Below are 24993 nucleotides of genomic sequence, written 5' to 3'. Positions count from 1 at the left end.
CCTCATTTCTGGCGGGCAGGTAAACTCTGTGCCTAGTCATGACTATGAATGAAACCCCTTCCCGCGATGAACTTTTCGCTGCACTCGACAATGTCACTCTCGCTGAAGCTCGCTCCTTCCGACGCCGCTTGAAAAAAGCCCGCGCCCCTAAGGCGTTGCAAGAAATCGGCGCTGATATCCGTGCTGCGGCCGAGCGAGTCGCACTTACCGACGCCGCCGTTCCCGCCATCACCTACCCCGACTCCCTCCCCGTCACGTCCCGCAGAGACGATATTGCCGCGGCCATCCGGGATAACCAGGTTGTCATTATCGCCGGTGAGACCGGTTCGGGTAAGACCACCCAGATCCCAAAAATTTGTCTGGATTTGGGCCGCGGCCGCCGCGGATTAATCGGCCACACCCAGCCGCGCCGCATTGCAGCGCGCACCGTGGCCGAACGCATCGCCTCCGAGATGGATCAAAAGATTGGCGAATCCGTCGGCTACGCCATCCGCTTTGATGACCGCGTCTCTGAGACCACCGCGGTTAAGCTCATGACCGATGGCATCCTGCTTGCCGAGATGCAGCGTGATCGCTTCCTCAATAAATACGACACCATCATCATCGATGAGGCCCACGAGCGCTCACTTAATATCGACTTTCTGCTCGGCTATCTGAAGCGGCTTTTGCCCAAGCGCCCAGATCTCAAGGTGATCATTACCTCCGCGACCATTGATCCAGAAAGCTTCGCCGCTCACTTTGCCGACGCCGACGGCAAGCCCGCCCCCATCATCGAAGTCTCCGGCCGCACCTACCCCGTTGAAATCCGCTACCGTCCCCTCGAATTTGAAGCCGGTGGGAAGATCGTGGACCAGGATCCGCTCGACGGTTTGACTGAGGCCATCGAAGAGCTCATGCGCGAAGGCGACGGCGATATCCTCTGTTTCTTCCCTGGCGAGCGGGATATTCGCGATGCCATGGAAGCCATCGAAGGCAAGAAATGGAAAAACGTCGAAGTCACTCCCCTCTTTGGCCGGCTGTCCAACCAAGAACAGCACCGAGTATTCAGCGAGCACCGTGGCCGCCGCATTGTGCTGGCCACCAATATTGCGGAAACCTCGCTTACCGTGCCTGGCATCCGCTATGTTGTTGATACCGGTACCGCCCGCATCTCGCGGTATTCCACGCGCACCAAGGTCCAGCGCCTGCCAATTGAGCCCATCTCTCAGGCATCCGCTAACCAACGCTCCGGCCGCTGCGGCCGTGTGGCCGACGGAATCGCCATCCGACTTTATAGCGAACAGGACTTTGAAAGCCGCCCCGAATTCACCGACCCAGAAATCCTGCGCACCAACCTCGCCAGCGTCATCTTGCAAATGGTCTCTCTCAAGCTAGGTGATATCGAACAATTCCCCTTCATCCAGCCACCCGAGCACAAGGCGATCCGCGATGGTCTCACCCTTCTCCACGAGTTAGGGGCTCTCCACGACAAGCACGATAAGCCTGCACTGACCGCCACTGGCCGCGACCTCGCCCGCATTCCACTAGATCCCCGCATGGCACGCATGCTCATTGAAGCCAATACCAACGGATGCCTCGATGACGTCATGGTGATCGTCGCCGCCATGACCATTCAGGATGTACGCGAGCGCCCTCTCGACTTCCAAGCACAGGCCGACCAAGCCCACGCCCGATTCAAAGACAAGACCTCGGATTTCTTGTCTATGCTCAAGCTTTGGGACTACATCAAGCAAACCCGCAACGAGCAATCCGGCAATAAATTCCGCAAGCGCATGAAGCAGGAATTCCTCCACTACATGCGCATCCGCGAGTGGTTCGACTTGGTACGCCAACTCAAGGACGTCGCCAAGCAGCTAGGCTGGACCTACCAAGAAGGCACCGAGCGCCGCTCCGATGATATTCACATGTCGCTCCTATCGGGTCTGTTATCCAATATCGGCGCTCGCGACGGCAATTCCAAAGAATTCCAAGGCGCACGCAATACCCGATTCCTGGTATTTCCCGGCTCCGCGCTGGCCAAAAAGCCGCCAGAGTTCCTCATGGCTGCCGAGCTGGTGGAAACATCCCGCCTCTGGGCACGCGATGTCGCCGCTATCGATCCCGCCTGGGTAGAAAAGCTCGGCGCAGACCTGCTCAAGCACAATTATTCCGAGCCCACTTGGTCCCGCAAACGCGCTGCTGCCATCGCACACCAGAAATCCACACTCTACGGTGTGCCCATCGTGGCCGACCGCACCGTGCCCTACCACCGCGTCGATCCCACCGCCGCGCGCGATATGTTCATCCGCAACGCCCTCATAGTCGGCGATTGGAATACGCACCACGCCTTCTTCAAAACCAATGCCCAAGCGCTTGACGACGCCGCCGCATACGAAGAAAAGGCACGCCGACGCGGCCTTATCGTAGACGAAGACACCCTCTTTGATTTCTATGACCAGCGCATCCCAGCGAAGGTAACCACCGGCCGATATTTCGACTCTTGGTGGAAAAAGGAACGCCGTCGCAACCCTGATTTGCTGGATTTTGATCCGGAAAAGCTCATCGATGACTCCCATGAGGTGACCGAAGAAGCCTTCCCGGACCACTGGCGCAAGGGATCCATCGACTACGAACTAACCTATAAGTTTGAACCCGGCGATCCACTCGATGGTGTCACCCTTATGGTCCCCATCCCCATGCTCGCCGGCTTGGACACTGAAGGCTTCGACTGGCTCGTCCCTGGCCTGCGTCTCGAGCTCGTAACCGAGCTCATCCGCAGCCTGCCTAAGGCCCTGCGCCGCACTGTTGTTCCCGCGCCCGAATTCGCCGAGCGTGCCATCGATCGCCTCATTCCCTATGAAGGCTCCATTACCCAGCAGCTTGCCGACGTCCTCCGCGAGCTCGGCGGCCAAGGCATCAACGCTACCGACTTCCAGCCCCACAAGCTGCCGGCACACTTGCGGATGAACTACGGTGCCATCGACAAACGCGGCAAAATAGTCGACTCGGACCGTGACCTCGCAGGGCTCATCCGTCGTCAGGCCGGGCACATCAAGTCCTCCGTGTCCCGCGTCTCCCGTACCGCTGAGTCCACCGCTGTCAGCGAGTGGACCGACGATACTCTAGGTGCCATCGATGACACGGTCACGACCACTGTCGACGGCCACGAAGTCACGGCTTACCCCGCCCTCGTCGCCACAAAGGATGGCGTCGAGCTCAAGGTACATCCCACCAAGGCGGCCGCAGATGCCGCCATGGTCACCACCACGCTCACCCTCCTTATGCGCGACGTTGCGGTCAATACTGCACAAATGGTCAAGGGCCTGCCGCTGCAACAACGTGTTGCCGTCGACTCCTATCCCCACGGCGGCGCCGATGGCTTGGTCAATGACGCCCGCGTCGCAGCCATTCGCGACCTAATGCTAGAAGCCGGCGGACCGGTCCGCACTCCTTCCGCGTTCCAAAAGCTCAAGGACACCGTCAAGCCCCAAGTTCCAGGCCGCGTGCGCCAAGCGGTAGTAGCCATCGCCCCAGGTCTCGCTGAGTACTCCAATCTGCGGGCAGAACTCGCCCACTGGGATGGCCCAGCCATCGATGACATGCTCAAGCAACTAGATTTCCTCCTGCCCCCTAATGCCATCACGGTCCATGGCATATCCCACCTGCGTCATCTCCCCCGATATATCCAAGCGATGCGCATTCGCCTCGAAGACATGAACCTGGATCCGGACCGCGACGCAGACCGCCAAGCCGAGGTAGATAACGCTAAGGCCTACCTCGCCAACCGTTTACGTAACCTCCCGGCGGGACGCGAAAAGACCCGTGAGGTCAAAGACATACGCTGGATGATAGAAGAACTTCGGGTTTCCCTGTTCGCTCAACGGCTCGGCACAGCTCACGCAGTTTCTCTCCGTCGCATACAAAAGGCGGTGGACAAACTGCGCTAGAAATCCTCGCGGTCGCGCCTACGCATGAGGCGGATCTCAGATTCAAAATCGTCAGCGCTTTCAAATGATTTATACACGGAAGCGAAGCGCAGGTAAGCCACCTCATCAAGGTCGCGCAACGGTTCCAAAATCGCCAAGCCAATCTCATTGGCGTTGACCTGTGAGGAACCGTGGCTGCGCACTGTCTCCTCCACTTCTTGCGCCAACTTCTTCAGGGCATCATCGCTAACGTCCCGCCCCTGACAGGCTCGGCGTACACCGCGAATCAATTTATCTCTACTAAAAGGCTCCGCCAGACCGTTTCGCTTCACCACAAGCAGGACGGCCTTTTCAACTGTAGTAAAGCGACCCCTGCACGAAGCACACTCGCGCCGGCGGCGAATCGACGCTCCAGCATCGACCACGCGAGAATCGATGACGCGGGATTGCTCATTATGGCAAAAGGGGCAATACACAGTGGTCCTTTCACTGACATCGTTACGCCAGTAGTTTACTCACCTTCGGTTCTGGGCGACCACCGGGCCTGGCTCGCTGACCTATCTAGCCCGAAACCGCAGTCTCGACTTGTCGCACTTCAGAAACCGGCTGTTGCGGTGCGCCATCTTCTTCCGACCCCGCTAATCCACCCAACAACGTGCCCAAAAAGACTGCAATACCAAATACTGCACCCAAGGCGTAGTTACCTGTGTTCGACTTGTGAATATCACCGTGAATCTCTCTCGCAGGTTTTTCAGGGCCCATACCCACCACTCGGTTCGAACGGCATGTCGCTCGAGGTTCCACCCGGAGAGTTCGAACGTATCGCGAGTTAACTTCGCCACGAGTAGGCCTACGGTCACCTCCCTCTACATCCCAGACAGACGCGGAAGGAACCACTAAAGGTTCTACAGAGCTACGATTAACCAGGTAATTGCGAGAATTGGTTAGCAGAGACATGACTTTCCTTTCGTCGACCGAGTTCAACGTAGGCATTCCGCCCGACACAGACCGAAACACAGTCGCCATAATGTTCGATTTAGTTGGTATGTTCGATTTATAGCACCGCTTCGAAAACTTGTCCACCCCAATCTGTAAATCTCGAACATTTGTACTTTTCGTGCTACAAATGACGTGAGGCGATTTCTATGCCACCAGCCAACTGACCATCAAAGAAGCCACCCAACCCCTTTTCTAGGAGCCAGCAATGGGCCGCAAGCCAAAGAAGACCACCGAGAAATCCGATTACGCTTCCCTCTCCGAACGTCAACGGCGAATTCTGAATGTCATCAGTGATGCCGTCATGCTGCGCGGCTATCCGCCTAGCATTCGCGAGATCGGTGATGCAGCAGGACTACAGTCAACATCCTCGGTCGCCTATCAGCTAAAGCAACTGGAAGAGAAGGGGTTTTTGCGGCGAGACCCCAATAAACCACGCGCTGTAGACGTTCGTCACCTCAATACGGATGATGGCGCTAAGAAGCCGGGCCGCAAACCGACTAAGCCCGAAACACAGGTTCCTGAGGCAGCAGGTGCTGTTTCTTATATCCCTGTAGTCGGTCGTATCGCTGCAGGAGCCCCCATTACTGCCGAGGAGAACGTCGACACCTACTTCCCTATGCCTGACGAGGTCGTTGGCGGCGGCGATTTATATATGCTGCAGGTGGTCGGCGATTCGATGCGGGATGCCGGAATTCTTGACGGCGACTGGGTGATTATTCGCTCCCAGTCGGTTGCTGAAGAGGGCGAGTTCGTCGCCGCACTACTTGATGGTTCCGAAGCCACAGTCAAGGAATTCCACCGCGATTCCTCGGGAGTATGGCTGCTTCCACACAACGATGCTTACTCGCCCATTAACGGCGATGATGCCGAGATTATGGGCAAGGTCGTATCCGTATTCCGCAAGCTTTAGGAGTTTTCCCAACTCCCACTTTCCATCCCCGCAAAAGCCACACCAGGTTTTGCGGGGATTATCTATGCCCATTATCCATTGGCGCGCCAGCATATGTAGCACCCCCATTTTGGCACTATTTCGAACTCGGGCAGCGCAAGAGACAAAACTCCCACTTTCCCACTTTTGCCTCTACCAGCCATTTTCCGGTTTCGCAGCCTAGTTAGAGCCGTGCAAATTTCTGCTTTAGTCCGGTTACTCCCGAATTTTGAGACAATGGGCTAAGTAAAACAACATCGCTGGATTTTCATTTCCACCAAATGGGGAGACTTTTACCCCCATACCGCGATGACTCTAAGCCCTAGGAGGAATCATGTACGCAGAAGAACGGCGTCGACAAATTGCGTCCCTTACAGCCGTCGAAGGCCGCGTCAATGTCACCGAACTGTCAGAGCGCTTTGAAGTCACAGCCGAGACCATTCGACGAGATCTTGCGGTACTAGACCGCGAGGGCGTCGTCCATCGCGTGCACGGCGGCGCCGTGGCTTCCCAGTCCTTTCAGACTGCGGAACTTACCCTGGATACTCGACAGCGCTCCGCCTCCGGCGCGAAAGCGGCCATCGCCCGAGCAGCGCTTGATTATCTGCCACAGGGAGGCGGCAGCATTTTCCTTGACGCGGGCACCACCATTAATGCGTTCGCAGAGCTCATTGGGCAGCAATATCCTCAGGCACAATTCAATATTGTCTCCAATAGTTTGCCCATTGCTTTATCCCTAGCAGGCAATGGGGTGCCCGATGTCCAGCTGCTTGGCGGTACGGTCCGCGCGATCACCCAAGCTGTTGTTGGCAATACCGCGCTGCGCACGCTGGCGCTGATGCGTGCCGACGTCGCATTCATTGGTACCAATGCTCTCACCCTAGATCACGGCTTGTCGACGGCCGACTCCCAAGAGGCAGCCATCAAGTCCGCCTTTGTTACCAACGCACACAAAGTTGTGGTGATGTGCGATTCCAGCAAGCTGGGCAACGACTACCTAGTGAGCTTTGCCCCTGCTGCAGATATCGACGTCGTCATTACTGACACTGCCGCCCCCGATTCCTTTGTGGAGGCGCTGCGCGAGCGCGAAATTGAGGTCGTGCTCGCCGGCGAATAGTCCCCCGATCCTTCGCCTTGGTCTAGGCGAAGGATTCCATGCGCTCTACTACTGCGGTGCGGGCAGCATCAGGACTCTCCGCATCCAAAGCCACCTCGGCTAGCTGCTGGCACTGCTCCAGAGTGACTTCTGCCAGCTGCGCACCTACGCCCGCTACGGCAGTAGAGGCTGCAGACAGCGAGTTCACGCCCAGTCCGGTAAGCACACACGCCAACATCGGGTCAGCTGCTGCTTCGCCGCATACGCCCACCGCAACATTGTTGGCTTGCCCCACAATGCAAGTGTGCTGGATAAGACGCAGCACGGCCGGCTGCCATGGGTCGGTCAAGTAAGCCAATTGCGGAGACAGACGGTCTGCAGCCATCGTGTACTGAGTGAGGTCATTGGTACCGATGGACACGAAGTCAAGATGCGGCATGATCTTATCTGCCATAAGCGCTGCAGCTGGGACCTCAATCATGGCGCCGGCGGTCAGGCCACGCTCACGGCAGAGGTTGGCAAACCACTGCGCCTCGGTGGAGGTCGCCACCATTGGTGCCATAACCCACGTAGAGGCGGCGTCATCGCGGCCCGCGGCCGCCTGCGCAATGGCGTCCAGCTGGCGGGTAAGCAACGCCTCGTTATCGCGCGCAATGCGCAGACCGCGAACACCCAAGGCTGGGTTTTCCTCAGAGCTTAGCGTGGCATAAGAGATTGGCTTATCGGAGCCTGCGTCCAACGTGCGCACAACAACCTTCGACTCAGGGAAGGCGCTAAAGACCTTGCCGTATATCTTCGCCTGCTCGTCTACGCTGGGCTCTTCATTTGCCGAGAGGAACGACAATTCCGTGCGGTACAGGCCGATGCCTTCTGCTTGAGACTCCGAAGCGATTCGGGCGGCGTTGCCATCAGCGACGTTGGCGAGCAGCTGCACGCGGTGGCCGTCCTTAGTTTCGGCCGGACCGCGCCACTGGGCCACGCGTGCTGCACGCTCACGATACTCGGCAACGGCCTTGGTGGAGGTCTCTTCGTCGGCTCCAGAGGTCACGGTGCCCACTGCGCCATCGACGAATACCAGCGTGCCGCCTTCGATCTCGGCCAGCGCAGAGCCGACCGCCACGATGCACGGGATGTCAAGCTGACGCGCGATGATGGCCGTATGGCTTGTAGGACCACCCAGCTCGGTTACCAGGGCCTTGATGTGCTTGGTATCCAGCGTTGCGGTATCGGCTGGTGCCAAGTCATCCGCGAACAAAACAGCCTCGCCATCTACCAGCGGCAGGCCCGGCTCGTCTTCACCGCGTAGTTCTGCGATGACACGGTCGCGCACATCCTTCAAATCGGTGGTGCGCTCTGCCATCACTCCGCCGGCCGCCTCGAACATGGTGACAAACTTATCGGTGGCGCCGACAGTAGCGAACTCTGCATTCCTTCCGGTGCGGATATTCTTGCGCACTGCCTTGTGCCAACCGCGGTCCTTGACCATACCTGCCGTTGCGGTCAGAACTTCCGCTGCCTGGCCTTCCGCGGCAGCCGCGCGCTGCTCTAGGCGGCCAGCGACCGTATCTACGGCAGCAAGGAAGCGGTCATATTCAGATTCACTCGCTTGCTCTGGGTCGATACTGCCCTCGGTGGGCAGGGCGGGACGAGGGCGGACCCACACGGCTTCGGCGTAGGCGACTCCGGCAACGACACCGGTGCCTTTGATTGTGGACTCAGACGCGTTTTCCATGAGCGTACTTCCTTCGAAGATAGCAGTTTTATGTTCCAGAACATCACAAATCGGATAGAAAAGCAATGTATACCACAGGAATCCTGTTGACTTTCGGGCACAATCGGACAAGAATCAACATTAAGGGCGGGCCACACCCAAAAGGTTCCCCTCCAACGGCGTTCGGCCCCAATATACAACCTGCGAAAGGGACGACTTGATTCTTACGCTGACCCCGAATCCCAGTATCGACGCCACCCTTGTACTCAGCGAGCCACTTACCAGCGGTGATGTCCACCGCGCTAGCGAAGTCACACAGGTTGCTGGTGGCAAGGGCGTCAACGTCACCCACGCCGTACACTTGGCCGGCGTGCCCACCTTGGCGATTTTCCCAGCCCACGACTCAGATTCTTTTCTGAACCTTATCCACACAGCTGGGCTCCCCACCTCCTCTATTACTATGAACGGCCCCATTCGCGTCAACACCACCATCACCGAACCTAACGGCACCACCACCAAGGTCAATGGTCCAGGCCCCGTGCTTTCCGACGCCGACTCCAAGGCAATTACCTCCGAACTCACTGCCCGCGCCCTTGCGGCCGATTGGGTGGTTCTCGCCGGTTCGCTGCCGCGTGGCGTAGGCACCGATTGGTATTGCGACCTCATCTCCGCAGTCCGCGCAGCCGCACCACAGGCCCGCATTGCCGTTGATACTTCCGATGCCCCGATGCAAGCTATCGGCAAAAATCTCCAGTCCGCCGCTCCGGATCTCATTAAGCCCAACGGCCTAGAACTCGGCCAACTCACGGGCACGGACGGGCGCGAATTGGAGGAACAAGCTGCCAGCGGCGATTATTCGGGGGTGGTTCGCGCGGCTCGCGACGTCGTCAAGCAGGGCATAGCCGAGGTACTTGTCACACTCGGCGGCGCCGGCGCAGTCCTAGTAAATGACGACGGCGCTTGGGCTGCAACTCCCCCACCGGCCACCGTGAAGTCCACCGTGGGCGCTGGGGACGCTGCACTCGCTGGATACCTTCTCGGCCACACCGCCGGAAAGTCACCGGCCGATAGCCTCGCGCAATCGGTGGCCTACGGAACCGCTGCTGCATCCAAGCAGGGTACCCAATTCCCCCGCCCAGAAGAACTTGATATCGCACATACCCCTGTAAACTCGCTTGCCTAAGGAGTGCCGCATCATGGCTTCCGACCTCATCACTTCCGACCTAGTCGCGCTCGACGCCGACTTCGGCGACAGCGTGGACTCCGTTATTACCAACCTGGCGACACTGGTCCATGCCACCGGCCGAGCCACCGATATTGCCGGATTGGCCCAGCCCGCCATCGACCGCGAGGCCAAGGCCGGTACCGGTGTCCCGGGCGGCGTTGCCATTCCACACTGCCGCTCCGAGGCAGTTACTGAACCTACCCTCGCTTTTGCCCGCCTCAGCCGCGGTGTGGACTTCTCCGGCCCTGACGGCGACGCCCGGCTAGTATTCCTCATCGCCGCTCCGGCCGGCGGTGGCAAAGCCCACCTTAAGATTCTATCCAAGTTGGCACGTGCCTTAGTGCGCAAAGACTTCCTCGAGGCACTGCGCAGCGCACCCACCAAGGAAGAAATCGTTCGACTCGTACTGGATGTAGTCAACGCAGAAAAACCGAAGAAGAAACCGGCCGAAGAGTCGGCTTCTCAGGGCACCACCGCAGGACCCGCTGCTGCTGGCACCTCCGCCGCCACGTCCTCGGCCGCGACCACCGCCAGCGCAAAGACTTCTACTGAAGTCACCCGCATCGTGGCCATCACCGCTTGCCCTACCGGTATCGCGCACACCTACATGGCGGCCGATGCCCTCACCCAAACCGCGACCGAGCGCGATGACATATCGCTGACCGTGGAGACCCAAGGCTCGTCGAATAACGAGTCCGTTTCCCAAGCCGCAATCGACGCGGCCGATGCCGTTATCTTTGCCACAGACGTTGGCGTGCGCGACCGCGAACGCTTCGCCGGCAAGCCGGTGATCGAATCCGGCGTCAAGCGCGCCATTAACGAGCCCGGCACCATGCTCGACGAGGCCGTTGCCGCCGCCCACAACCCCCACGCCCACAAGGTTTCCGGCACGGCCACCCGCGCCGATGCGGAAGAGGAAGGTAAGTCGCTTGGTTGGGGCAAGCGCATCCAACAGGCCATTATGACTGGCGTGTCCTATATGGTCCCGTTCGTCGCGGCCGGTGGCCTGTTGCTCGCACTAGGCTTCCTCTTCGGCGGCGCCGATATGGCCGATGGCTGGAAGGCGCTGTCTACGGATTTCTCACTAGGCAATCTTCCTGGCCATGACGTAACTGTAGATGGCGAGCCCATGCACTTTGAGCGCTCTGGGCTCTTGCTGTATCTCGGCGCTGTTCTCTTCGCCGTCGGCCAAGCTGCGATGAGTTTTATCGTCGCCGCGCTGTCGGGCTATATCGCATACGCGCTTGCCGGCCGTCCGGGCATCGCCCCAGGCTTCGCGGGCGGCGCAATCGCAGTCACCCTAGGCGCCGGATTCATCGGTGGCCTGGTAACCGGCCTTCTGGCGGGCTTTATCGCTATGTGGATTGGCAATTGGAAGGTGCCGCGCTGGCTGGGCTCGCTCATGCCAGTAGTCATCATCCCACTGCTGACCTCGCTAATCGTCGGCCTTGCAATGTACCTGCTGCTGGGTGCACCGCTGGCAGCTATCATGGACGGCCTGCAAAATTGGCTGTCGTCTATGTCCGGCTCCTCGGCCGTGCTCTTAGGTATCATCCTCGGCTTGATGATGTGCTTCGACTTGGGCGGTCCCGTTAATAAGGCGGCCTACCTCTTCGCCACGGCCGGACTGTCCACCGGCGACGAATCCTCCATGCAAATTATGGCCGCTGTCATGGCTTCCGGCATGGTTGCACCGATTGCGCTGTCGCTGGCTACGTTCATCCGCAAGTCGCTGTTTACCCCGGCCGAGCAGGAAAACGGCAAGTCGGCGTGGCTACTGGGTCTTTCCTTCGTCTCGGAAGGCGCCATCCCCTTCGCAGCGGCCGACCCGTTCCGCGTTATCCCCTCGATGATGGCCGGCGGCGCGGTGACGGGCGCGATTTCGATGGCCTTGTCGGTCGGCTCCCGTGCGCCGCATGGTGGCGTGTTCGTCCTCTTCGCCATCGACCCGTTCTGGGGCTATCTCGTCGCCATTGCGGCCGGCGTGGTTGTCTCGACCGCGGCGGTGTTGGCGATGAAGCAGTTCTGGCCCAATAAGGCCGTCGAAGAAGCCGCTCGGAACGTGGCGGCCTAAACCAAACACTCGTACACTGGATTGCATCAATCCCCATAAGAAAGGATATTTTTCATGGCTTCCAAGACTGTAAAGGTTGGCTCTTCCGTAGGCCTTCACGCTCGTCCTGCATCTATTATTGCGGACGCTGCCAGCGAGTTCGATGAGGATATCTTCCTCAACTTGGTCGGCGATGATGATGAGGATGAGACCGATGCAGCCTCTTCTTTGATGATCATGGCTCTTGGCGCCGAGCAGGGCGATGAGGTTACCGTTACCTCTGAAAGCGAAGAAGCAGTCGAAAAGATTGCTGCTCTCATCGAGAAGGACTTGGATGCTTCCTAAGCTCTAAAACGGATCGGCTAAATGCTCCCCACCCGTGCGGCGGGGAGCTTTTTGCTTGCCGGCGCCACCTATCCCCACGGTGGCACCCATGTCACCTTCCCGCGTACACGCGCAAGTCGGCCGCGGCGAGGCGGGGCATTGGGATCATCGTCGTTGACGCCGTTGTGGTAAGGACAACACGTCGTGAGGTTCGCAGCATTGGTCTCGCCGCCATGTTTCTAGGCCTTCAGGTGGTGAATTTGGCACTTATCTGCAGGGTAATTGCAGCTCTCCCACGGGCATACCGGATTCACCGCAGCCGCCATCAACCGCTGCTTGTCGTTGGCTAAGCGAGAGGTCCGGTAGAGGTTCACCGGCCCTTCATGCGGATGGACGAGCGTGACATAGCCGTGGTCACTCAGCGTCCGCGCCACCAGCTCAGCACCTGTCATTCGTGCGCCATTGGTGAGTTGAAGGGTAATTTCCTCGCCGCCGCCGTCGACGATTCGGTCGAGCTCATCCAAGGTGAGTACCACCTGCGTTGTCACCGTCGCCCGCGCCCCATTTGCCTTGCCGAGAAAAAGATCTTTGGCAGATTCCAGTGGCTTATTGGAATCCAAGGCAGCGTGCATATCCGCCACGTCGGCCGAATCCCCAGTAATGGTCAGCGACCACGGACCGCCGGAGCGGCGGGTAATGCGCACTCCCTTTTCTGGCGCGCGACGCGGGCGAAGCTCGCGTACCAGGGTTCGCGCACGTTTTTCAAGCGCCGTAGCGCTGCCGCGAAAGGCACATAGTTCGGAGCGAAGGGTCCAGGCCTCGCGCTGCGTCGGCAAGCGCAGGGCATATTTCTCAATAAGCTGCAGAACGTCGAGGGAATGCGTCGTTTTTCTCGCTGCCCGTTGTTTAGCAGGAAAGCCGCACCGGCCGAAGTAGGTATCGCACAAACGCAGCAGATCACGCGCGGCGATATCGGAAGCGCCTCGCGCAATGAGCGCGCGATCACTTAGCCCGTAAGCGGCGGCGACGATGTCCATGCCGCTGCTCACGGCATTTAAGTATGCGTCCAATGCGGTCATGCCGCTGAGTTAAACAGGCTGCTCAGCACCGCACCAGCCACTTAGCAACTCGGTGTGGATAACCCACGTTGGCCCGTCAACAACAATGCCCGCCGCGGGCGCACGAGGGGCAGTTATCCACAACAGGAAAATTAATACTTGGCGGCGTGGCCCTCGCCGACGGAATCGTAGAGGCGTTTCATAATCGGATAGGCCACGATGATGCCCACCGAGCCCCACGCAATGCCCTCGAGGGAGACCCCACCCACGCTAAGGGTAAGGTTACCGATACCCGCAATCAGTGCCACCGCGGCCGCGGTCAGATTGACCGGGTTATTGAAGTTGACCTTATTGTCCATCCAGATGCGCACGCCCAGCATGCCAATGAGCCCGTAAAGCACGATGCAGGCGCCGCCTAGAACGCCGGTAGGAATGGTGAAAATTAGCGCGCCAAATTTCGGCACGAAGGCCAACAGGATGGCGGTAAAGGCAGCCACCCAGTACGCGGCAGTTGAATACACGCGAGTCGCGGCCATGACGCCGATGTTTTCGGCGTAGGTGGTGGTACCGGAACCGCCGAACCCGCCGGCGAGGGTGGAAGCGAGGCCGTCGGCAATCAGGGCGTCGCCGGCCAGGTCATCGAGGTCGCGCTTAGTCATCTCGGAGACGGCCTTGACGTGACCGACATTTTCCGCGATGAGCACCACCAGCACAGGCAGTGCCACGGCGATGGCGGAGAGGTTGAAGGAAGGCGCGTGGAATTCCGGCAGACCTACCCACGGGGCGGCATCAATGGCTGCGACGGCGTCATCGCCGAGGTTGCCGGTCAGCGCGGCGAAGATCCAACCGATAACCACGCCAAGCAAGATGGACAGGCGCGAGATCATGCCGCGACCAGCGACGGTAGCCAGCAGGATAACGAGCAGTGTCACCGCGGCCACGAGCGGCTGAGAGGCGAAGTTCGACGCCGCATTCGGCGCCAAGTTCAGTCCGATAAGCGCCACGATCGCACCGGTTACGGCCGGAGGCATGACGGCGTCCAGTACGCGACGCCCGGCAAATTTTACGGCCACACCGACAGCGGCCAAGACGAGGCCGGTGACCAGAATGGAACCGGCCTGCGCGGCGATACCGTACTGCTGCGAAGCAGATAGCGGTGCGATGAACGCGAAAGAGGAGCCGAGATAGGACGGTAAGCGATTGCGCGTGATAAGTAGGAACAAAATGGTTCCGAGGCCGGAAAAGAGCAGCGTCGTATTGACGGGGAATCCGGTCAAGGTGGGAACTAGCAGCGTGGCGCCGAACATGGCTACCACGTGCTGCATACCGATGCCGATAGTGCGGCCCCAGCTGAGTCGTTCTTCCGGCGCTACAACCGCGCCCGGTGCAATCTTCTTACCGTCTCCATGGACGGTCCAACCTTTTAAGCTCACGAGCCTTAATTATGGATCACCCGGGCGGTTTTAAGAAACTTCCTCCACGATGAATTCGGCAAGTTCGCGGGCGACGGGTGTGGGAAGGCGGACGTCGACAAGCGTGCCGTCGGCCGTATACTCCTCGTGGCGCACCGTGCCCTCGGCGTGAACGCGGGCCACCACATCGCCGCGAGTGAAAGGAACTTGCAGCTTAACGTGGCTATCGCGAGAGTTGAGGAAGAGCTCCACGCGCGCGGTTAGGTCATCGATTCCCTCGCCTGTGCGCGCAGATACGTAGACCACGTCTTCGTGGTCGAGAACGTGACGCAGCTCGGCGAGCACGAGTGGATCGGCCTGATCGATCTTGTTAATCACGATAATCTCCGGCGGGGCCTGCTCGCCGGTCTCAGCGACAATGTCATAAATGACCTGGTTGACCGCCTCAATCTGCTTGAGCGGGAATGGGTCAGAGCCGTCGACCACGTGCAGCATGATATCGGCGGCCAGCACCTCCTCCAAGGTGGATTTGAAGGCCTCGACTAGCTGCGTGGGCAGGTGGCGAACGAAGCCGACGGTGTCGGTGAAGACAAGCTGGCGGCCGTCTGCAAGCGTGGCACGGCGAGTGGTGGGATCCAACGTAGCAAAAAGCGCGTCCTCCACCAGCACGCCCGCACCGGTCATGGCGTTAATGAGCGAAGATTTTCCGGCGTTAGTGTAGCCCGCAATAGCGATCTGCGCGATGGTCGATCGCTGGCGCTTGGAACGCTTGACTTCACGGGCAGTCTTCATTGCGCGCAGTTCTTTGCGCAGGCGAGCCATCTCGGTGCGGATGCGACGGCGATCGGTCTCAATCTTGGTCTCACCGGGACCGCGCAGTCCCACGCCGCCGTTGGAACCGGCGCGGCCGCCCGCCTGGCGCGAGAGATTGCCGCCCCAACCGCGGGTATGGGTATAGAGATACTCCAACTGCGCCAAGGACACCTGGGCTTTACCCTCTTTGGACTTGGCGTGCTGGGCAAAGATATCAAGGATGAGCATCGTGCGGTCGATGACCTTGGTATTGAGCGCCCGCTCGAGTGCGGTGAGCTGGCCGGGGTTAAGCTCACCATCGCAGACCACGGTATCGGCGCCGGTAGCCTCGACAATATCGCGCAGTTCTTTGACCTTTCCGGAGCCGATGAACGTGCCAGAATCTGGCTTATCACGCTTTTGGTAGATCATTTCTACTACTTCGGCACCGGCGGTCTCGGTCAACGCAGCTAGCTCATCCATGGTGGCCTCCACCTCGGCCACGGTGCCCTCGGTCCACACGCCGACCAAAATGACGCGCTCGAGGCGCAGCTTTCGGTACTCCACCTCGTAGCCGTCGGTGGTGTCCGCGGCGCGGATGGTGGTCTCGCGGGTTACGCGGCGAAAAGCGTTGCGTTCTGCCAGGTCGAGGTCACCAGTGGTGGGTGTCGCCTCCGGCGCGGCCGGGGCATCGTTATCGCGGAATGCGCGGGCGAGGAGATCGTCGTTATTGTGCTGGGAAAATTCGGTCATACTACCGTCCATTTTGACACGTTGCGGCCGAAAGCGGGAATTGCAGATTCTTAACTGGCTCCACAAGGCGATACAATGGCGAGCATGAACGTTAAGGACACCGGGGTGAAGCAGAATACCGAGATGCAGGCCATTGGCCTCAATTTCGAACGCTGGCAAGATGCCGTCGAAGCCGCCATCGCTAGCGACCGCTTGGCCGTCACCGGTGAGGTTCGCGGGGGCCAGCTAATTCAGTTCACTGATCCCTCGGGTGCGCAGCTCAATGTCCTCGCGGTAGAGCCTTTTGCCACCTTCATTGGCTTTAATGCCGTCACGCAGGGGTTCGCCCACGTGGAGATGGTCAACGATGTTCTTGCTCTACTGGAAATCATCGATCCTTTCGGTACCACCATCGCCCAGGCCACCGCGAACCTGGCGCAGGGGCCTTTGCTTGTCGACGAACCCTTGCAGCAATGGCAGCAAATTTCCCTTACTGCGATGGGCCTTGATGTGCGCACCTATGAGTCCGCTGCAGCTTATGAGGAGGCCAAGGGCGAATTCCCAGAGCTCTTTGAGTCCGCTGGAGCGAAGGTAATTTCTTCCGGTTCTGGGGCGGAAGTTCCCACTCCGGCCGCTACCTTCGCGGCCCGCGTCATGGAATCCGAATGGCGCACCAACGAGCTCACCGGCGAGAAATTCGCCCACCTCGTTATGGATGGCCTCTTCCCCTTCGACCTCTGCCTTCCCGCAGAGGTCCAAGAGCTGCCGGCGAAGGACTCTATCGTGGCCGGCACCGCCATGCTTACCGCTTCCATCGAGCTGCCCAGCGGCGGTTGCGGCGATGGTGCGGGCTGCGGTTGTGGCTCCGGCGGCTGCGGCTGCGGCGGCCACTAAAACGGACGCAAAGGCCTAATGGAGTAGCTGTGTGGATGCCATTTCCTGAAAACGCGCGGAACCGGCGCGTACTAGTTCTTGTGCTGATATTAGTGGGATCAGTAGCGGTTGTGGCGACCCTCAAAATCCCTGGTCTTTTCATCGCAGCGCTGCTGATTGCGGCAGCCCTGCTCATGCTCTATACCCGCCCGGATGCTTCTGAGCAGGCGGCGCTACGCGGCTCAATTCGCCTCTCTGCCGAAGATATCGAAGACGTCATTGCAGAATACGAAGACTTCCAATCTTCCGAGGCAGCCGAAAAAATCGCAGACCGCACGCTCTACCGGCCGGCGCTTTTAGATTTGGATTGCTCTGACCCCAGCATCGAAGCCTTCCACTATGAGCTGTCGGGCGCCCGGCGTTTCCTGCGCCGGTTGAACCTGCGCGTGAACGCGGAAGAGGTCAGCACGAACGAGCTGGATTCTTTGCTCAAGGTAACCGATGGAAGGGCCCGCGAGCTCAAAGAAACATGGCTTTCAGCCCGCCGCGCTGCCTTTGCGCTCGGGCCGAAATATGAAAAGAACGAAGTGGAAAACCGCACCCTGCGCCGCCAAGCCCTCGAAGAGCAAGCCTTCGAGGACGAACAACGCGAAGGGCACAGCGCCTAAGCACTCACCGGGCAGGCCGCGGTCTACAGCGAGGTCTCGCCGGTGGCGATAATGGCGGACGGGCCGGTCAGGCGCGAGCCGCCCTCATAGATTTCCACGGTCACCTCACCGCCGGGCACGTGTACGTGCACGGTGCCATGAGGGGTGGTGGTGTGGTCAACGGCGGCGTCGGCAAGCGCGGCAGTCGCGGCCGCCACAGTGCCGGTTCCGCAGGAACGGGTCTCTCCTACTCCGCGCTCGAAGACACGCATGTGCACGTGGCCGTCGCGCAGAGGGGTCACAATCTCCACATTCACGCCAGCGGGGAAGAAAGCATCATCGATGACGGGCTGCTCCAGAGTTTTTGCCGCCAGCTCCTCTGCTTCTAAACCCGGAACCACGGCCGCCAGATGAGGGTTGCCCATGTCTATGCCCAGACCGGCGTAACTCTCACCAGCCATTGAAGCAGTGGACACGCCCATTACTTCGGCCGGGCCCATTTCCACGGTGACCTCGGCCGCGTGCTCATCAAAAGAGTGCACCTTAACGCGTTTCGCACCGGCGCGAGTGCCAATGGTGAATTCGTCTTCCTCCACGAGGCCACGCGAACGCAGCCAGTGAGCGAAAACGCGGGTGCCATTTCCACACATTTCGGCCACGGAGCCGTCGGCGTTGCGATAATCCATGAACCAGGCATCGGGCGCGATGTCCTCGGCCAGCGCCTCGATTTCACCGGCCGCAAGCAAGGCATCGGCACGCACGACACGCAGCAAGCCATCGCCACCAATGCCGGCGCGGCGATCGCACAGGGCCGCTACGCGCGCAGGTGCAAGCGGCGTGGCGGCCGCGGGGTCCTCGACGATGACGAAGTCGTTCTCAGTTCCATGGCCCTTGGCAAATTTCATGCTCCCTACCCTAGCGCGAGCAAGGCCTGGGCGGTCGTATCACCCGCAGCATCCAGCCATGTAATGCGTTTATCACGGTTGAACCAGGAGCGTTGACGGCGTACATACCGCCGGGTGCCGGTAATCGTGCGTTCGACGGCCTCATCCCAGGTGAGGTCGCCGCGCTGGGCTTGAAATACCTGCGCATAGCCGATCGCGCGGCCGGCGGTGGAATCGGCCACCAAGCCTTGAGTTTGCAGGTGCTCAACTTCTTCGATAAGTCCGCGCTCAAACATCTGGTGCGTACGCAGCTCGATGCGCGGATTCAACCAATCCGCGGTGGTGCGCAGCCCCAGCAGGCGGGTGCCCCACCGCGGCGGGGCGTTCTTCGGCGGTTGGCTGGCCTTATAGGGCTTGCCGGTTAGTTCAATGACCTCGAGCGCGCGGACAGTACGGCGTGGGTCCTTATCTTCAATAATGGCGGCCGCGGCCGGATCCACCTGCGCCAGCTCTGCGTGTAACGCGTCCGTGCCAATTTCCACGCGCCGCGCCTCGTACTTGGCGCGCACGGTGGGGTCGGTGGGTGGGAACTGCCAGTCGTCGACAAGCGCTTGGGCATAGAGCATGGACCCGCCAACCAAGATGGGGGTTTTGCCGCGGGCCATGATCCCTTCCACGTCCGCGATGGCATCGCGCTGGTAGCGCGCCACAGAAGCGGTCTGGGTCACCTCCCACACATCGAGCTGATGGTGCGGGATCCCCTCGCGCTCGGCCGGAGTGAGCTTTGCGGTGCCAATATCCATGCCGCGATAAAGCTGCATGGAATCTACGTTGACCACCTCACCGTCCAGTTCATGCGCAAGCGCCAGACCCAAGGCAGATTTGCCCGAGGCGGTGGGGCCAAAGACTGCAATCGGGCGCATTAGACCTCCCATCCTGCGACATAGCGACCAACGCCTAGGGCTGCGTCGGTAGCAAGCAACTGCGACTTCTTCGGCTGTAGCCCCGCCAATGCCTCCCAAAGTAAGGGCTCTTCTACGCCGCGCTGGGAAAGCCACTCGCCTGCCCCGCTTGCCGACGCCCCCATCAGTACCTCCTCGCACCACTCGTGCGCCTCCTGCGCGCCGGGAACGAGCGCCAAGGGGGCGCGCTCGGTCAGGCCTGCGCTGCCATCCGTCACGACGACGGTCAATGCCTCCGAATCCGGTTGGCCGATGTGCTCCCGGCTCGAGCGGACGTGGAGCTGCGGCACACTGTGCAGCACGTAGCGGGCCATTATCTCCGGCAGAAAGTTGCCACCGCCCAGGTCAGTCGCGGCTCCCCAAGCCTGCAAACTGCCGGTATGGGCGGTATGCCAGCGCTTATCCTGGCTGCCGACGATATCTACCTGGGTTAGTCCGGCCGCCGCAGCCTCCACCGCAAGGGTGCGGGCAGCGGCAAGCAGTGCCCGGGAGGCAGCATCATTTGCAGAAAGCTCCACGGCCAGCGCCGGTGAGGCTGGCATAACCATGAGATTGAACATTATTCCTCCATACTATCTACCCAAGTGGAGGTAATTAAATGGAATCTGGGCACGCGCGGGATATTCGCGGTAATGTATCCAATGATTTTATCCGGCAGCCGTGACGCGCGGCGATCTATGCATAGGAGGGCTTTTCATGACTCCCATCCCTACCCCAGGTTCCATGCCCAAGAAGGGACCTCGCCCCACCGCAAAGCCCGTTCCTGTACAGGCACCGAGCAAGAATGACCCGGCCAAGTGGGGCCGAGTCGCCGCGGATGGTTCCGTCTTCGTTTCTGCCCCGGAGGGCGAGCGCAAGATTGGCGAATGGCAGGCCGGACCCCCTGAGGAAGGCTTGCAGCACTACGGCGCGCGCTACGACGATCTCTCCACCGAAATTGAACTGCTCGAGGCTCGTCTGCGCGCTAATCCCAGCGAGGCTGCCGGCATTAAAAGAAGTGCAGCCCAGTTGCGCGAAACCCTACCAACTGCTGCAGTCATTGGGGATATCGCAGCCTTAGACCAGCGCCTGAACGCGGTAATCGAACACTCCGTAGAAGCCGGCGAGCAAGCGCAGGCCGATAAGGAACGCCGCCGCGAGGAAGCTATTGCCGCCAAGGAAAAGCTGGCCGCTGAGGCAGAAGATATTGCGGAAAACTCCACCGAATGGAAGGCCGCCGGCGACCGCATCCGCGCCATCTTGGAAGAGTGGAAGCAAATCAAGGGCATCGACCGCAAGACTGATGATGCGCTGTGGAAGCGTTATTCTCGCGCCCGCGATTCCTTCAACCGCCGCCGCGGTTCCCACTTCGCCGAGCTCGACCGTGCCCGTGCAATTGCCCGTAAGAAGAAGGAGGAACTCGTCGAGCGCGCCGAAGCCATCCAGGAATCCACCGATTGGGGTCCTACCGCTCGTGCTTACCGTGATTTGATGACCGAGTGGAAAGCAGCCGGCCGCGCCCCGCGCGAGGTGGACGATAAACTTTGGGCCCGCTTCCGCGCCGCCCAAGACAAATTCTTCGACGCTCGCAACGCCGTCAATCACGAGCGCGACCGCGAGTTTGCAGAAAATGCCAAGGCCAAAGACGCCTTGATTGCGGAATACGACGGCCAGATCGATCCTTCCAAGGGCATCGAGGGCGCTAAGGCCAAGCTGCGCGAGTTGCAGGAAAAGTGGGAGGAAATCGGCTTCGTTCCCCGCAAGCAGGTGCGCGAGTACGAATCCAAGATTGAGGCTCTCGAGCAGCGCGTGACCGAGGCGGAGAAGTCCGAATGGCGCCGCACCGACCCAGAAGCTCAGGCTCGTGTGGCACAGTTCCAGGCAAAGGTCGATGATTTTAAATCCCAGGCCGAGGCAGCTGAGGCCAAGGGCAATGCAAAAAAGGCCGCTGATCTGCGCGCGCAGGCTGAGCAATGGCAGGCTTTTGCCGACGCCGCCGCTAATGCCGTCAACGATAAGTAGTGCACCTCGTCCATATTGCGCCGCCGCGGCCGCCGCATGCATCTGCCGCTGACGCCCGTTCTAAAGAACCCGCGGATTGCATTCGTAGCTTCGTCTTCTGGGCCAACCTTGCAGCCCAGGAAGCAAGCGGCGATGCCGCGGCATCAACGTCGCCAGGCCGTGTGGTGCAGCGGCTACAAGGGTCGAGCGAGTCACAAACTTATCTCTTTGCAGTAGTTGACGGCGATTCCACCCTTGGCGAAGTCTCCGAGCTCGGTTTGCCACTGATTCCGGCGGTCGATCCCAGCCCAGAACTGGACTATCTCGGATTCATCCACATCAGCTTGCCGCTTTTAGAAGAGCGTGAGGCCGCAGAGATTGAATGCGTTTTGTGCGATTTGCCTCTCCCCGGAGAGCAACTCGATGAAGATGGGCGCAAAGTCGCCGAATGGATGGGATCGAAAGCACTGGAGCTGGCCCGGAATCTCGGCCGCACGGTAGCCCACGTGGGTCTTTTGCACCCACCGGGTGCGGACCCAGACTACGACGCCATGGCAAGCGTCTACCGCAAGCTCGGCTTTACCCAAAGGCATGCGGAACACCAGCTTGTCATGGATATCCCCGAAAGCCCCGTGGCGGCGCTGCTTCCCGCGGGAATCACAGCACAGGTGTGGCCCGATTACGACATCCCGGAAGACTACCTCGACGAAGTGATGCGGCTGCTCACCCTAGCATCTAAAGACGCGGAAACCGGAGACCTGACGGTCGAGCCCATCATGTGGACTCGCACTCGGTTGCGCGAAGCCCACAGCCGGCTGCGTTCTCGCCGCGGTCATACACTGCTTATCGCGCTCACCGCCGAGGAGGGTGACATCCTCGCTTTGGCAGAAATGGCTAGGCATGAAGACGCGAATCCTGCGGTATGCGAGTGGACTTTGACCGTCACCGATCGCCCGCACCGCTGCCGCGGGCTCGCACAGTTAGCTAAGCTCACAGCGCTACATGAGGTTGCGCGTTATTGGCCACGGGTGCGGCGTTGCTACGGTTCTGTTGCGGCCAAAGACGGGGCCATGAATGCCATCTACCGCAGCCTTGGCGCCAGAGAACTCTCCCGCTCTTCTGCCTGGGAGTTGCGCCTGCGGCCCTAGAGCCGCAGGCGTTGCAGAAAAAGACGCGGCGGCGCGCTTTACTCGCCGCGTTGGGCGCGGTGTCGCTCAGCGGCTTGCTGGCGGCGAGTGTCCTCTATCGGCTCCTGCCGTGGTGTGTAATCAAGACTGGATTGGAACTCGCCCACCTCATCGAGCTGTCCGGCGGTGGCACGCACTTGAGCTTCGGCGGCCTTTTGTTCAGGGCTGCGGCGCAACGCCACCATGCTATAGGCCAAAAATGCAAGGAAGGTTGCCAGCATTCCAACCCACATGCCTAACGACGCCCCATCAGCCGTAGAGCCGCGGAACCAGAATCCCCACAGGTTGGCGAAGAAGGACACAGTCACCAGCATCCAAGCGATAAGCCCCGACGTAGCTCGACGGGTCAAAATCGTCACCGGAGTGAGGATGCCCAAACCAATAAGAGCGAGCCACGCGGAGACGGTTTCCATGATGGAAATTCTGACTCCGCTGGACGTGGTGCCGAAGGTCAACGCCTCCCAGCCATGGGCTGGGCCGGCGTAGGGCAAAATCAGATAGAGGATATAGGCCACCACCGCAATGCACAGCGTCACCCTGTGCCCACCGAGTTCCATTGTTTGTGCTGCTCTGCGCTCCGCAGTAGCTGCTTTTTGGGCCGCGGTGGTCGAAGATTCCTCAGTCATGGCTTACTAGCCTACTCCCCTACTAGCAACCGCAAGAATCGCCAGATTCCGCAGCAGCGGGCTTACCAATCGACGGCAGGCCTAAGCCCACGCCGATGGGCGCGGTGGTCGGAGTCTCGCCGGCAGCAGACATGTCGCCGGCCTTGGTGCGGGTGTGGGAGGTAACGGCGGCGTCGGCAAGCAAGAAGAAAGAACCCGCACCAGTGACCTGGGTATGGACCACATCGCCTGGGCGAATCGCGGCGGAAATATCCGCGCCCTCAGAATCAACTGGGGTGAAGTGTACTAAGCGGCCATCGCGTGCGCGGCCGGTCATGCGGTGAGTCTCATCGTTCTTGCGGCCGCCGCCTGCCTGAACCAATAGCTCCACGTCCGTGCTGATGAGCTTTTTGTTCTCCTCAGCCTGGATGCTGTCTTGCAGCGCGACGAGTCGCTCGAAGCGATCCTGGACCACCTCTTTGGGAATTTGATCCTCCCTCTCCGCGGCCGGGGTACCTGGGCGCGGCGAGTACTGGAAGGTAAAGGCAGAGGCAAAGCGAGCGCGGCGCACAAGCTCCATGGTATCTTGGAAGTCTTCTTCCGTCTCTCCGGGGAAGCCCACGATGATATCCGTGGTAATCGCGGCGTGCGGAATCTTTTCGCGTACCTCATCCAAAATCCGGAGGAACTTCTTCGTGCGATAGGAACGGCGCATGTCCTTGAGGACCTTGTCCGAACCAGACTGCAAAGGCATGTGCAGCTGCGGGCACACGGCGGGGGTCTCGGCCATGGCATCAATGACGTCGGAAGTAAACTCCGCCGGGTGCGGGGAGGTAAAGCGAAGGCGCTCAAGGCCTTCGATCTTGCCTACCTCACGCAGAAGTTTAGAAAAGGCGAAGCGGTCTCGCGGCATCTCTGGGTCGGCGAAATTGACGCCATAGGCGTTAACGTTTTGTCCCAACAAGGTGACTTCAGATACGCCCTGGTCCACCAGCGCTTTGACCTCAGCCAAAATATCGCCCGGCCGGCGGTCCTCTTCCTTGCCACGCAGAGACGGCACAATACAAAAAGTACAAGTGTTATTGCAGCCTACAGAAACGGAAACCCAACCGGCATAGGCAGACTCGCGCTTGGCAGGTAAGACGGATGGAAAAGCCTCCAGGGAATCGACGATCTCCACCTGGGCCTCATCGTTGTGGCGGGCGCGTTCCAGCAGGGTCGGCAACGCAGCCATGTTGTGAGTACCGAATACAGCGTCTACCCACGGGGCATTATCAAGGACGGTGTCCTTGTCTTTTTGCGCCAAGCAACCACCCACGGCGATCTGCATGCCCGGGTGATTTTCTTTCGTCTTCTTCAAGGCACCCAGGGTGCCGTAGAGCCGCTTATCGGCATTCTCGCGCACGGCGCAGGTATTAAAGACGATGAGATCTGGCTCTACATCTTCGCCAGCTGCCGAGTAGCCGGCCTCCTCCAAGAGACCAGAGATGCGCTCGGAATCGTGCACGTTCATCTGGCAGCCGAAGGTTCGGACTTCATAAGTACGGGTATCTGCGATTGTCTGCTCCACGTCGGCATAGTTTAGCCATGAAGCTAAGCATCTCATAACTGTCGAAGCTT

19 protein-coding genes and 1 pseudogene are annotated in these 24993 nt (G+C 59.9%); 10 read left to right on the top strand and 10 right to left on the bottom strand.

Going from position 1 to position 24993, the window contains the following annotated elements; genetic code table 11:
- Positions 1-38 precede the first annotated feature (38 nt).
- Entirely contained in the window at positions 39-3926 is a 3888-nt protein-coding gene (hrpA, locus tag L8V22_RS01630; protein WP_238799832.1) for an ATP-dependent RNA helicase HrpA, read from the top strand.
- Here hrpA and nrdR read toward each other — a convergent pair.
- Positions 3923-4381, bottom strand: coding sequence for a transcriptional regulator NrdR (nrdR, locus tag L8V22_RS01625; protein WP_238799815.1), 459 nt, complete (start codon positions 4379-4381; stop codon positions 3923-3925). The genes hrpA and nrdR overlap by 4 nt on opposite strands.
- Positions 4382-5109: 728 nt before the next feature.
- Here nrdR and lexA point away from each other — a divergent pair.
- Positions 5110-5814, top strand: coding sequence for a transcriptional repressor LexA (lexA, locus tag L8V22_RS01620; protein WP_238799810.1), 705 nt, complete (start codon positions 5110-5112; stop codon positions 5812-5814).
- A gap of 352 nt (positions 5815-6166) precedes the next feature.
- The gene (locus tag L8V22_RS01615; RefSeq protein WP_238799808.1) at positions 6167-6949 is read left to right on the top strand and encodes a DeoR/GlpR family DNA-binding transcription regulator; all 783 of its coding nucleotides are present in this window, start codon (positions 6167-6169) and stop codon (positions 6947-6949) included.
- A gap of 22 nt (positions 6950-6971) precedes the next feature.
- Here the strand turns inward: L8V22_RS01615 and ptsP are convergent, their stop codons facing one another.
- Positions 6972-8660, bottom strand: a complete 1689-nt coding sequence (gene ptsP / locus L8V22_RS01610; RefSeq protein WP_238799806.1) for a phosphoenolpyruvate--protein phosphotransferase — start codon at positions 8658-8660, stop codon at positions 6972-6974.
- 196 nt (positions 8661-8856) lie between these two features.
- Here ptsP and L8V22_RS01605 point away from each other — a divergent pair, with 196 nt between their 5' ends.
- From L8V22_RS01605 to L8V22_RS01595, 3 genes are read left to right on the top strand one after another with little or no spacing between them, the layout of a single operon-like run.
- The gene (locus L8V22_RS01605) at positions 8857-9822 is read left to right on the top strand and encodes a 1-phosphofructokinase family hexose kinase (RefSeq protein ID WP_238799804.1); all 966 of its coding nucleotides are present in this window, start codon (positions 8857-8859) and stop codon (positions 9820-9822) included.
- A 13-nt stretch (positions 9823-9835) separates the two neighbouring features.
- Positions 9836-11938: a PTS fructose transporter subunit IIABC gene (locus tag L8V22_RS01600; RefSeq protein WP_238799801.1), complete on the top strand. Its 2103-nt coding sequence runs from the start codon at positions 9836-9838 to the stop codon at positions 11936-11938.
- Positions 11939-11992: 54 nt separating this feature from the next.
- Complete coding sequence (locus L8V22_RS01595) at positions 11993-12262, top strand: HPr family phosphocarrier protein (RefSeq protein WP_238799800.1); 270 nt, start codon at positions 11993-11995, stop codon at positions 12260-12262.
- A 68-nt stretch (positions 12263-12330) separates the two neighbouring features.
- Here L8V22_RS01595 and L8V22_RS01590 read toward each other — a convergent pair.
- The 3 genes and pseudogenes from L8V22_RS01590 to hflX all read right to left on the bottom strand — a co-directional run bounded on the left by L8V22_RS01590 (position 12331) and on the right by hflX (position 16256).
- Positions 12331-13320 (bottom strand): annotated as a pseudogene (locus L8V22_RS01590) (HNH endonuclease signature motif containing protein).
- A gap of 131 nt (positions 13321-13451) precedes the next feature.
- Positions 13452-14732: a uracil-xanthine permease family protein gene (locus tag L8V22_RS01585; protein WP_269966379.1), complete on the bottom strand. Its 1281-nt coding sequence runs from the start codon at positions 14730-14732 to the stop codon at positions 13452-13454.
- Between the two features lie 30 nt (positions 14733-14762).
- On the bottom strand, positions 14763-16256 hold the full coding sequence (gene hflX / locus L8V22_RS01580) for a GTPase HflX (protein ID WP_238799798.1): 1494 nt from the start codon (positions 16254-16256) through the stop codon (positions 14763-14765).
- 75 nt (positions 16257-16331) lie between these two features.
- Between hflX and L8V22_RS01575 the strand changes: the two genes are divergently transcribed.
- Both L8V22_RS01575 and L8V22_RS01570 read left to right on the top strand, forming a co-directional pair.
- Positions 16332-17129 carry a hypothetical protein gene (locus tag L8V22_RS01575; RefSeq protein ID WP_238799796.1) on the top strand — a complete coding sequence of 266 codons (798 nt, stop codon included), beginning with the start codon at positions 16332-16334 and terminating at the stop codon, positions 17127-17129.
- Between the two features lie 35 nt (positions 17130-17164).
- Positions 17165-17776, top strand: a complete 612-nt coding sequence (locus L8V22_RS01570; protein ID WP_274707477.1) for a hypothetical protein — start codon at positions 17165-17167, stop codon at positions 17774-17776.
- Positions 17777-17799: 23 nt separating this feature from the next.
- Here L8V22_RS01570 and dapF read toward each other — a convergent pair whose 3' ends face one another.
- The 3 genes from dapF to L8V22_RS01555 are packed head-to-tail and all read right to left on the bottom strand — an operon-like array spanning position 17800 to position 20161.
- Complete coding sequence (dapF, locus tag L8V22_RS01565; RefSeq protein WP_238799793.1) at positions 17800-18660, bottom strand: diaminopimelate epimerase; 861 nt, start codon at positions 18658-18660, stop codon at positions 17800-17802.
- 5 nt (positions 18661-18665) lie between these two features.
- Positions 18666-19562, bottom strand: coding sequence for a tRNA (adenosine(37)-N6)-dimethylallyltransferase MiaA (gene miaA / locus L8V22_RS01560; RefSeq protein ID WP_238799790.1), 897 nt, complete (start codon positions 19560-19562; stop codon positions 18666-18668).
- A complete protein-coding gene (locus L8V22_RS01555) occupies positions 19562-20161 on the bottom strand; it encodes a hypothetical protein (protein WP_238799788.1) in 600 nt (199 codons plus the stop codon). The genes miaA and L8V22_RS01555 overlap by 1 nt, the downstream gene beginning before the upstream one ends.
- A gap of 136 nt (positions 20162-20297) precedes the next feature.
- On the opposite strand from L8V22_RS01555, the gene L8V22_RS01550 reads away from it, so the two are divergent.
- On the top strand, positions 20298-21602 hold the full coding sequence (locus L8V22_RS01550) for a DUF349 domain-containing protein (RefSeq protein WP_238799786.1): 1305 nt from the start codon (positions 20298-20300) through the stop codon (positions 21600-21602).
- On the top strand, positions 21602-22729 hold the full coding sequence (locus L8V22_RS01545) for a GNAT family N-acetyltransferase (protein ID WP_238799784.1): 1128 nt from the start codon (positions 21602-21604) through the stop codon (positions 22727-22729). The genes L8V22_RS01550 and L8V22_RS01545 overlap by 1 nt, the downstream gene beginning before the upstream one ends.
- A 38-nt stretch (positions 22730-22767) precedes the next feature.
- Here the strand turns inward: L8V22_RS01545 and L8V22_RS01540 are convergent, their stop codons facing one another.
- Together L8V22_RS01540 and miaB are read right to left on the bottom strand one after the other, a co-directional pair.
- Complete coding sequence (locus L8V22_RS01540) at positions 22768-23394, bottom strand: Rv2732c family membrane protein (RefSeq protein WP_238799782.1); 627 nt, start codon at positions 23392-23394, stop codon at positions 22768-22770.
- Positions 23395-23416: 22 nt separating this feature from the next.
- Positions 23417-24979 (bottom strand): tRNA (N6-isopentenyl adenosine(37)-C2)-methylthiotransferase MiaB, encoded by a 1563-nt coding sequence (gene miaB / locus L8V22_RS01535; RefSeq protein ID WP_238799781.1) that lies wholly within the window; start codon positions 24977-24979, stop codon positions 23417-23419.
- Positions 24980-24993 lie beyond the last annotated feature (14 nt).

The sequence above is a fragment of the Corynebacterium yonathiae genome (genome assembly GCF_027570195.1).
Taxonomy (GTDB): domain Bacteria; phylum Actinomycetota; class Actinomycetes; order Mycobacteriales; family Mycobacteriaceae; genus Corynebacterium; species Corynebacterium yonathiae.
The sequence above is the reverse complement of the archived record's forward strand: the minus strand, read 5'-3'. Positions and strand labels throughout refer to the sequence as shown.

Bases quoted from the DNA above. Each gene is read 5' to 3' on its own strand.
- ptsP (WP_238799806.1), bottom strand. From the start codon at position 8,660: ATGGAAAACGCGTCTGAGTCCACAATCAAAGGCACCGGTGTCGTTGCC.
- lexA (WP_238799810.1), top strand. From the start codon at position 5,110: ATGGGCCGCAAGCCAAAGAAGACCACCGAGAAATCCGATTACGCTTCC.
- hrpA (WP_238799832.1), top strand. From the start codon at position 39: ATGACTATGAATGAAACCCCTTCCCGCGATGAACTTTTCGCTGCACTC.
- L8V22_RS01615 (WP_238799808.1), top strand. From the start codon at position 6,167: ATGTACGCAGAAGAACGGCGTCGACAAATTGCGTCCCTTACAGCCGTC.
- L8V22_RS01550 (WP_238799786.1), top strand. From the start codon at position 20,298: ATGACTCCCATCCCTACCCCAGGTTCCATGCCCAAGAAGGGACCTCGC.
- hflX (WP_238799798.1), bottom strand. From the start codon at position 16,256: ATGACCGAATTTTCCCAGCACAATAACGACGATCTCCTCGCCCGCGCA.
- L8V22_RS01570 (WP_274707477.1), top strand. From the start codon at position 17,165: ATGCCATTTCCTGAAAACGCGCGGAACCGGCGCGTACTAGTTCTTGTG.
- L8V22_RS01595 (WP_238799800.1), top strand. From the start codon at position 11,993: ATGGCTTCCAAGACTGTAAAGGTTGGCTCTTCCGTAGGCCTTCACGCT.
- L8V22_RS01555 (WP_238799788.1), bottom strand. From the start codon at position 20,161: ATGTTCAATCTCATGGTTATGCCAGCCTCACCGGCGCTGGCCGTGGAG.
- miaB (WP_238799781.1), bottom strand. From the start codon at position 24,979: ATGAGATGCTTAGCTTCATGGCTAAACTATGCCGACGTGGAGCAGACA.
- L8V22_RS01600 (WP_238799801.1), top strand. From the start codon at position 9,836: ATGGCTTCCGACCTCATCACTTCCGACCTAGTCGCGCTCGACGCCGAC.
- L8V22_RS01575 (WP_238799796.1), top strand. From the start codon at position 16,332: ATGGCGAGCATGAACGTTAAGGACACCGGGGTGAAGCAGAATACCGAG.
- miaA (WP_238799790.1), bottom strand. From the start codon at position 19,562: ATGCGCCCGATTGCAGTCTTTGGCCCCACCGCCTCGGGCAAATCTGCC.
- dapF (WP_238799793.1), bottom strand. From the start codon at position 18,660: ATGAAATTTGCCAAGGGCCATGGAACTGAGAACGACTTCGTCATCGTC.
- L8V22_RS01540 (WP_238799782.1), bottom strand. From the start codon at position 23,394: ATGACTGAGGAATCTTCGACCACCGCGGCCCAAAAAGCAGCTACTGCG.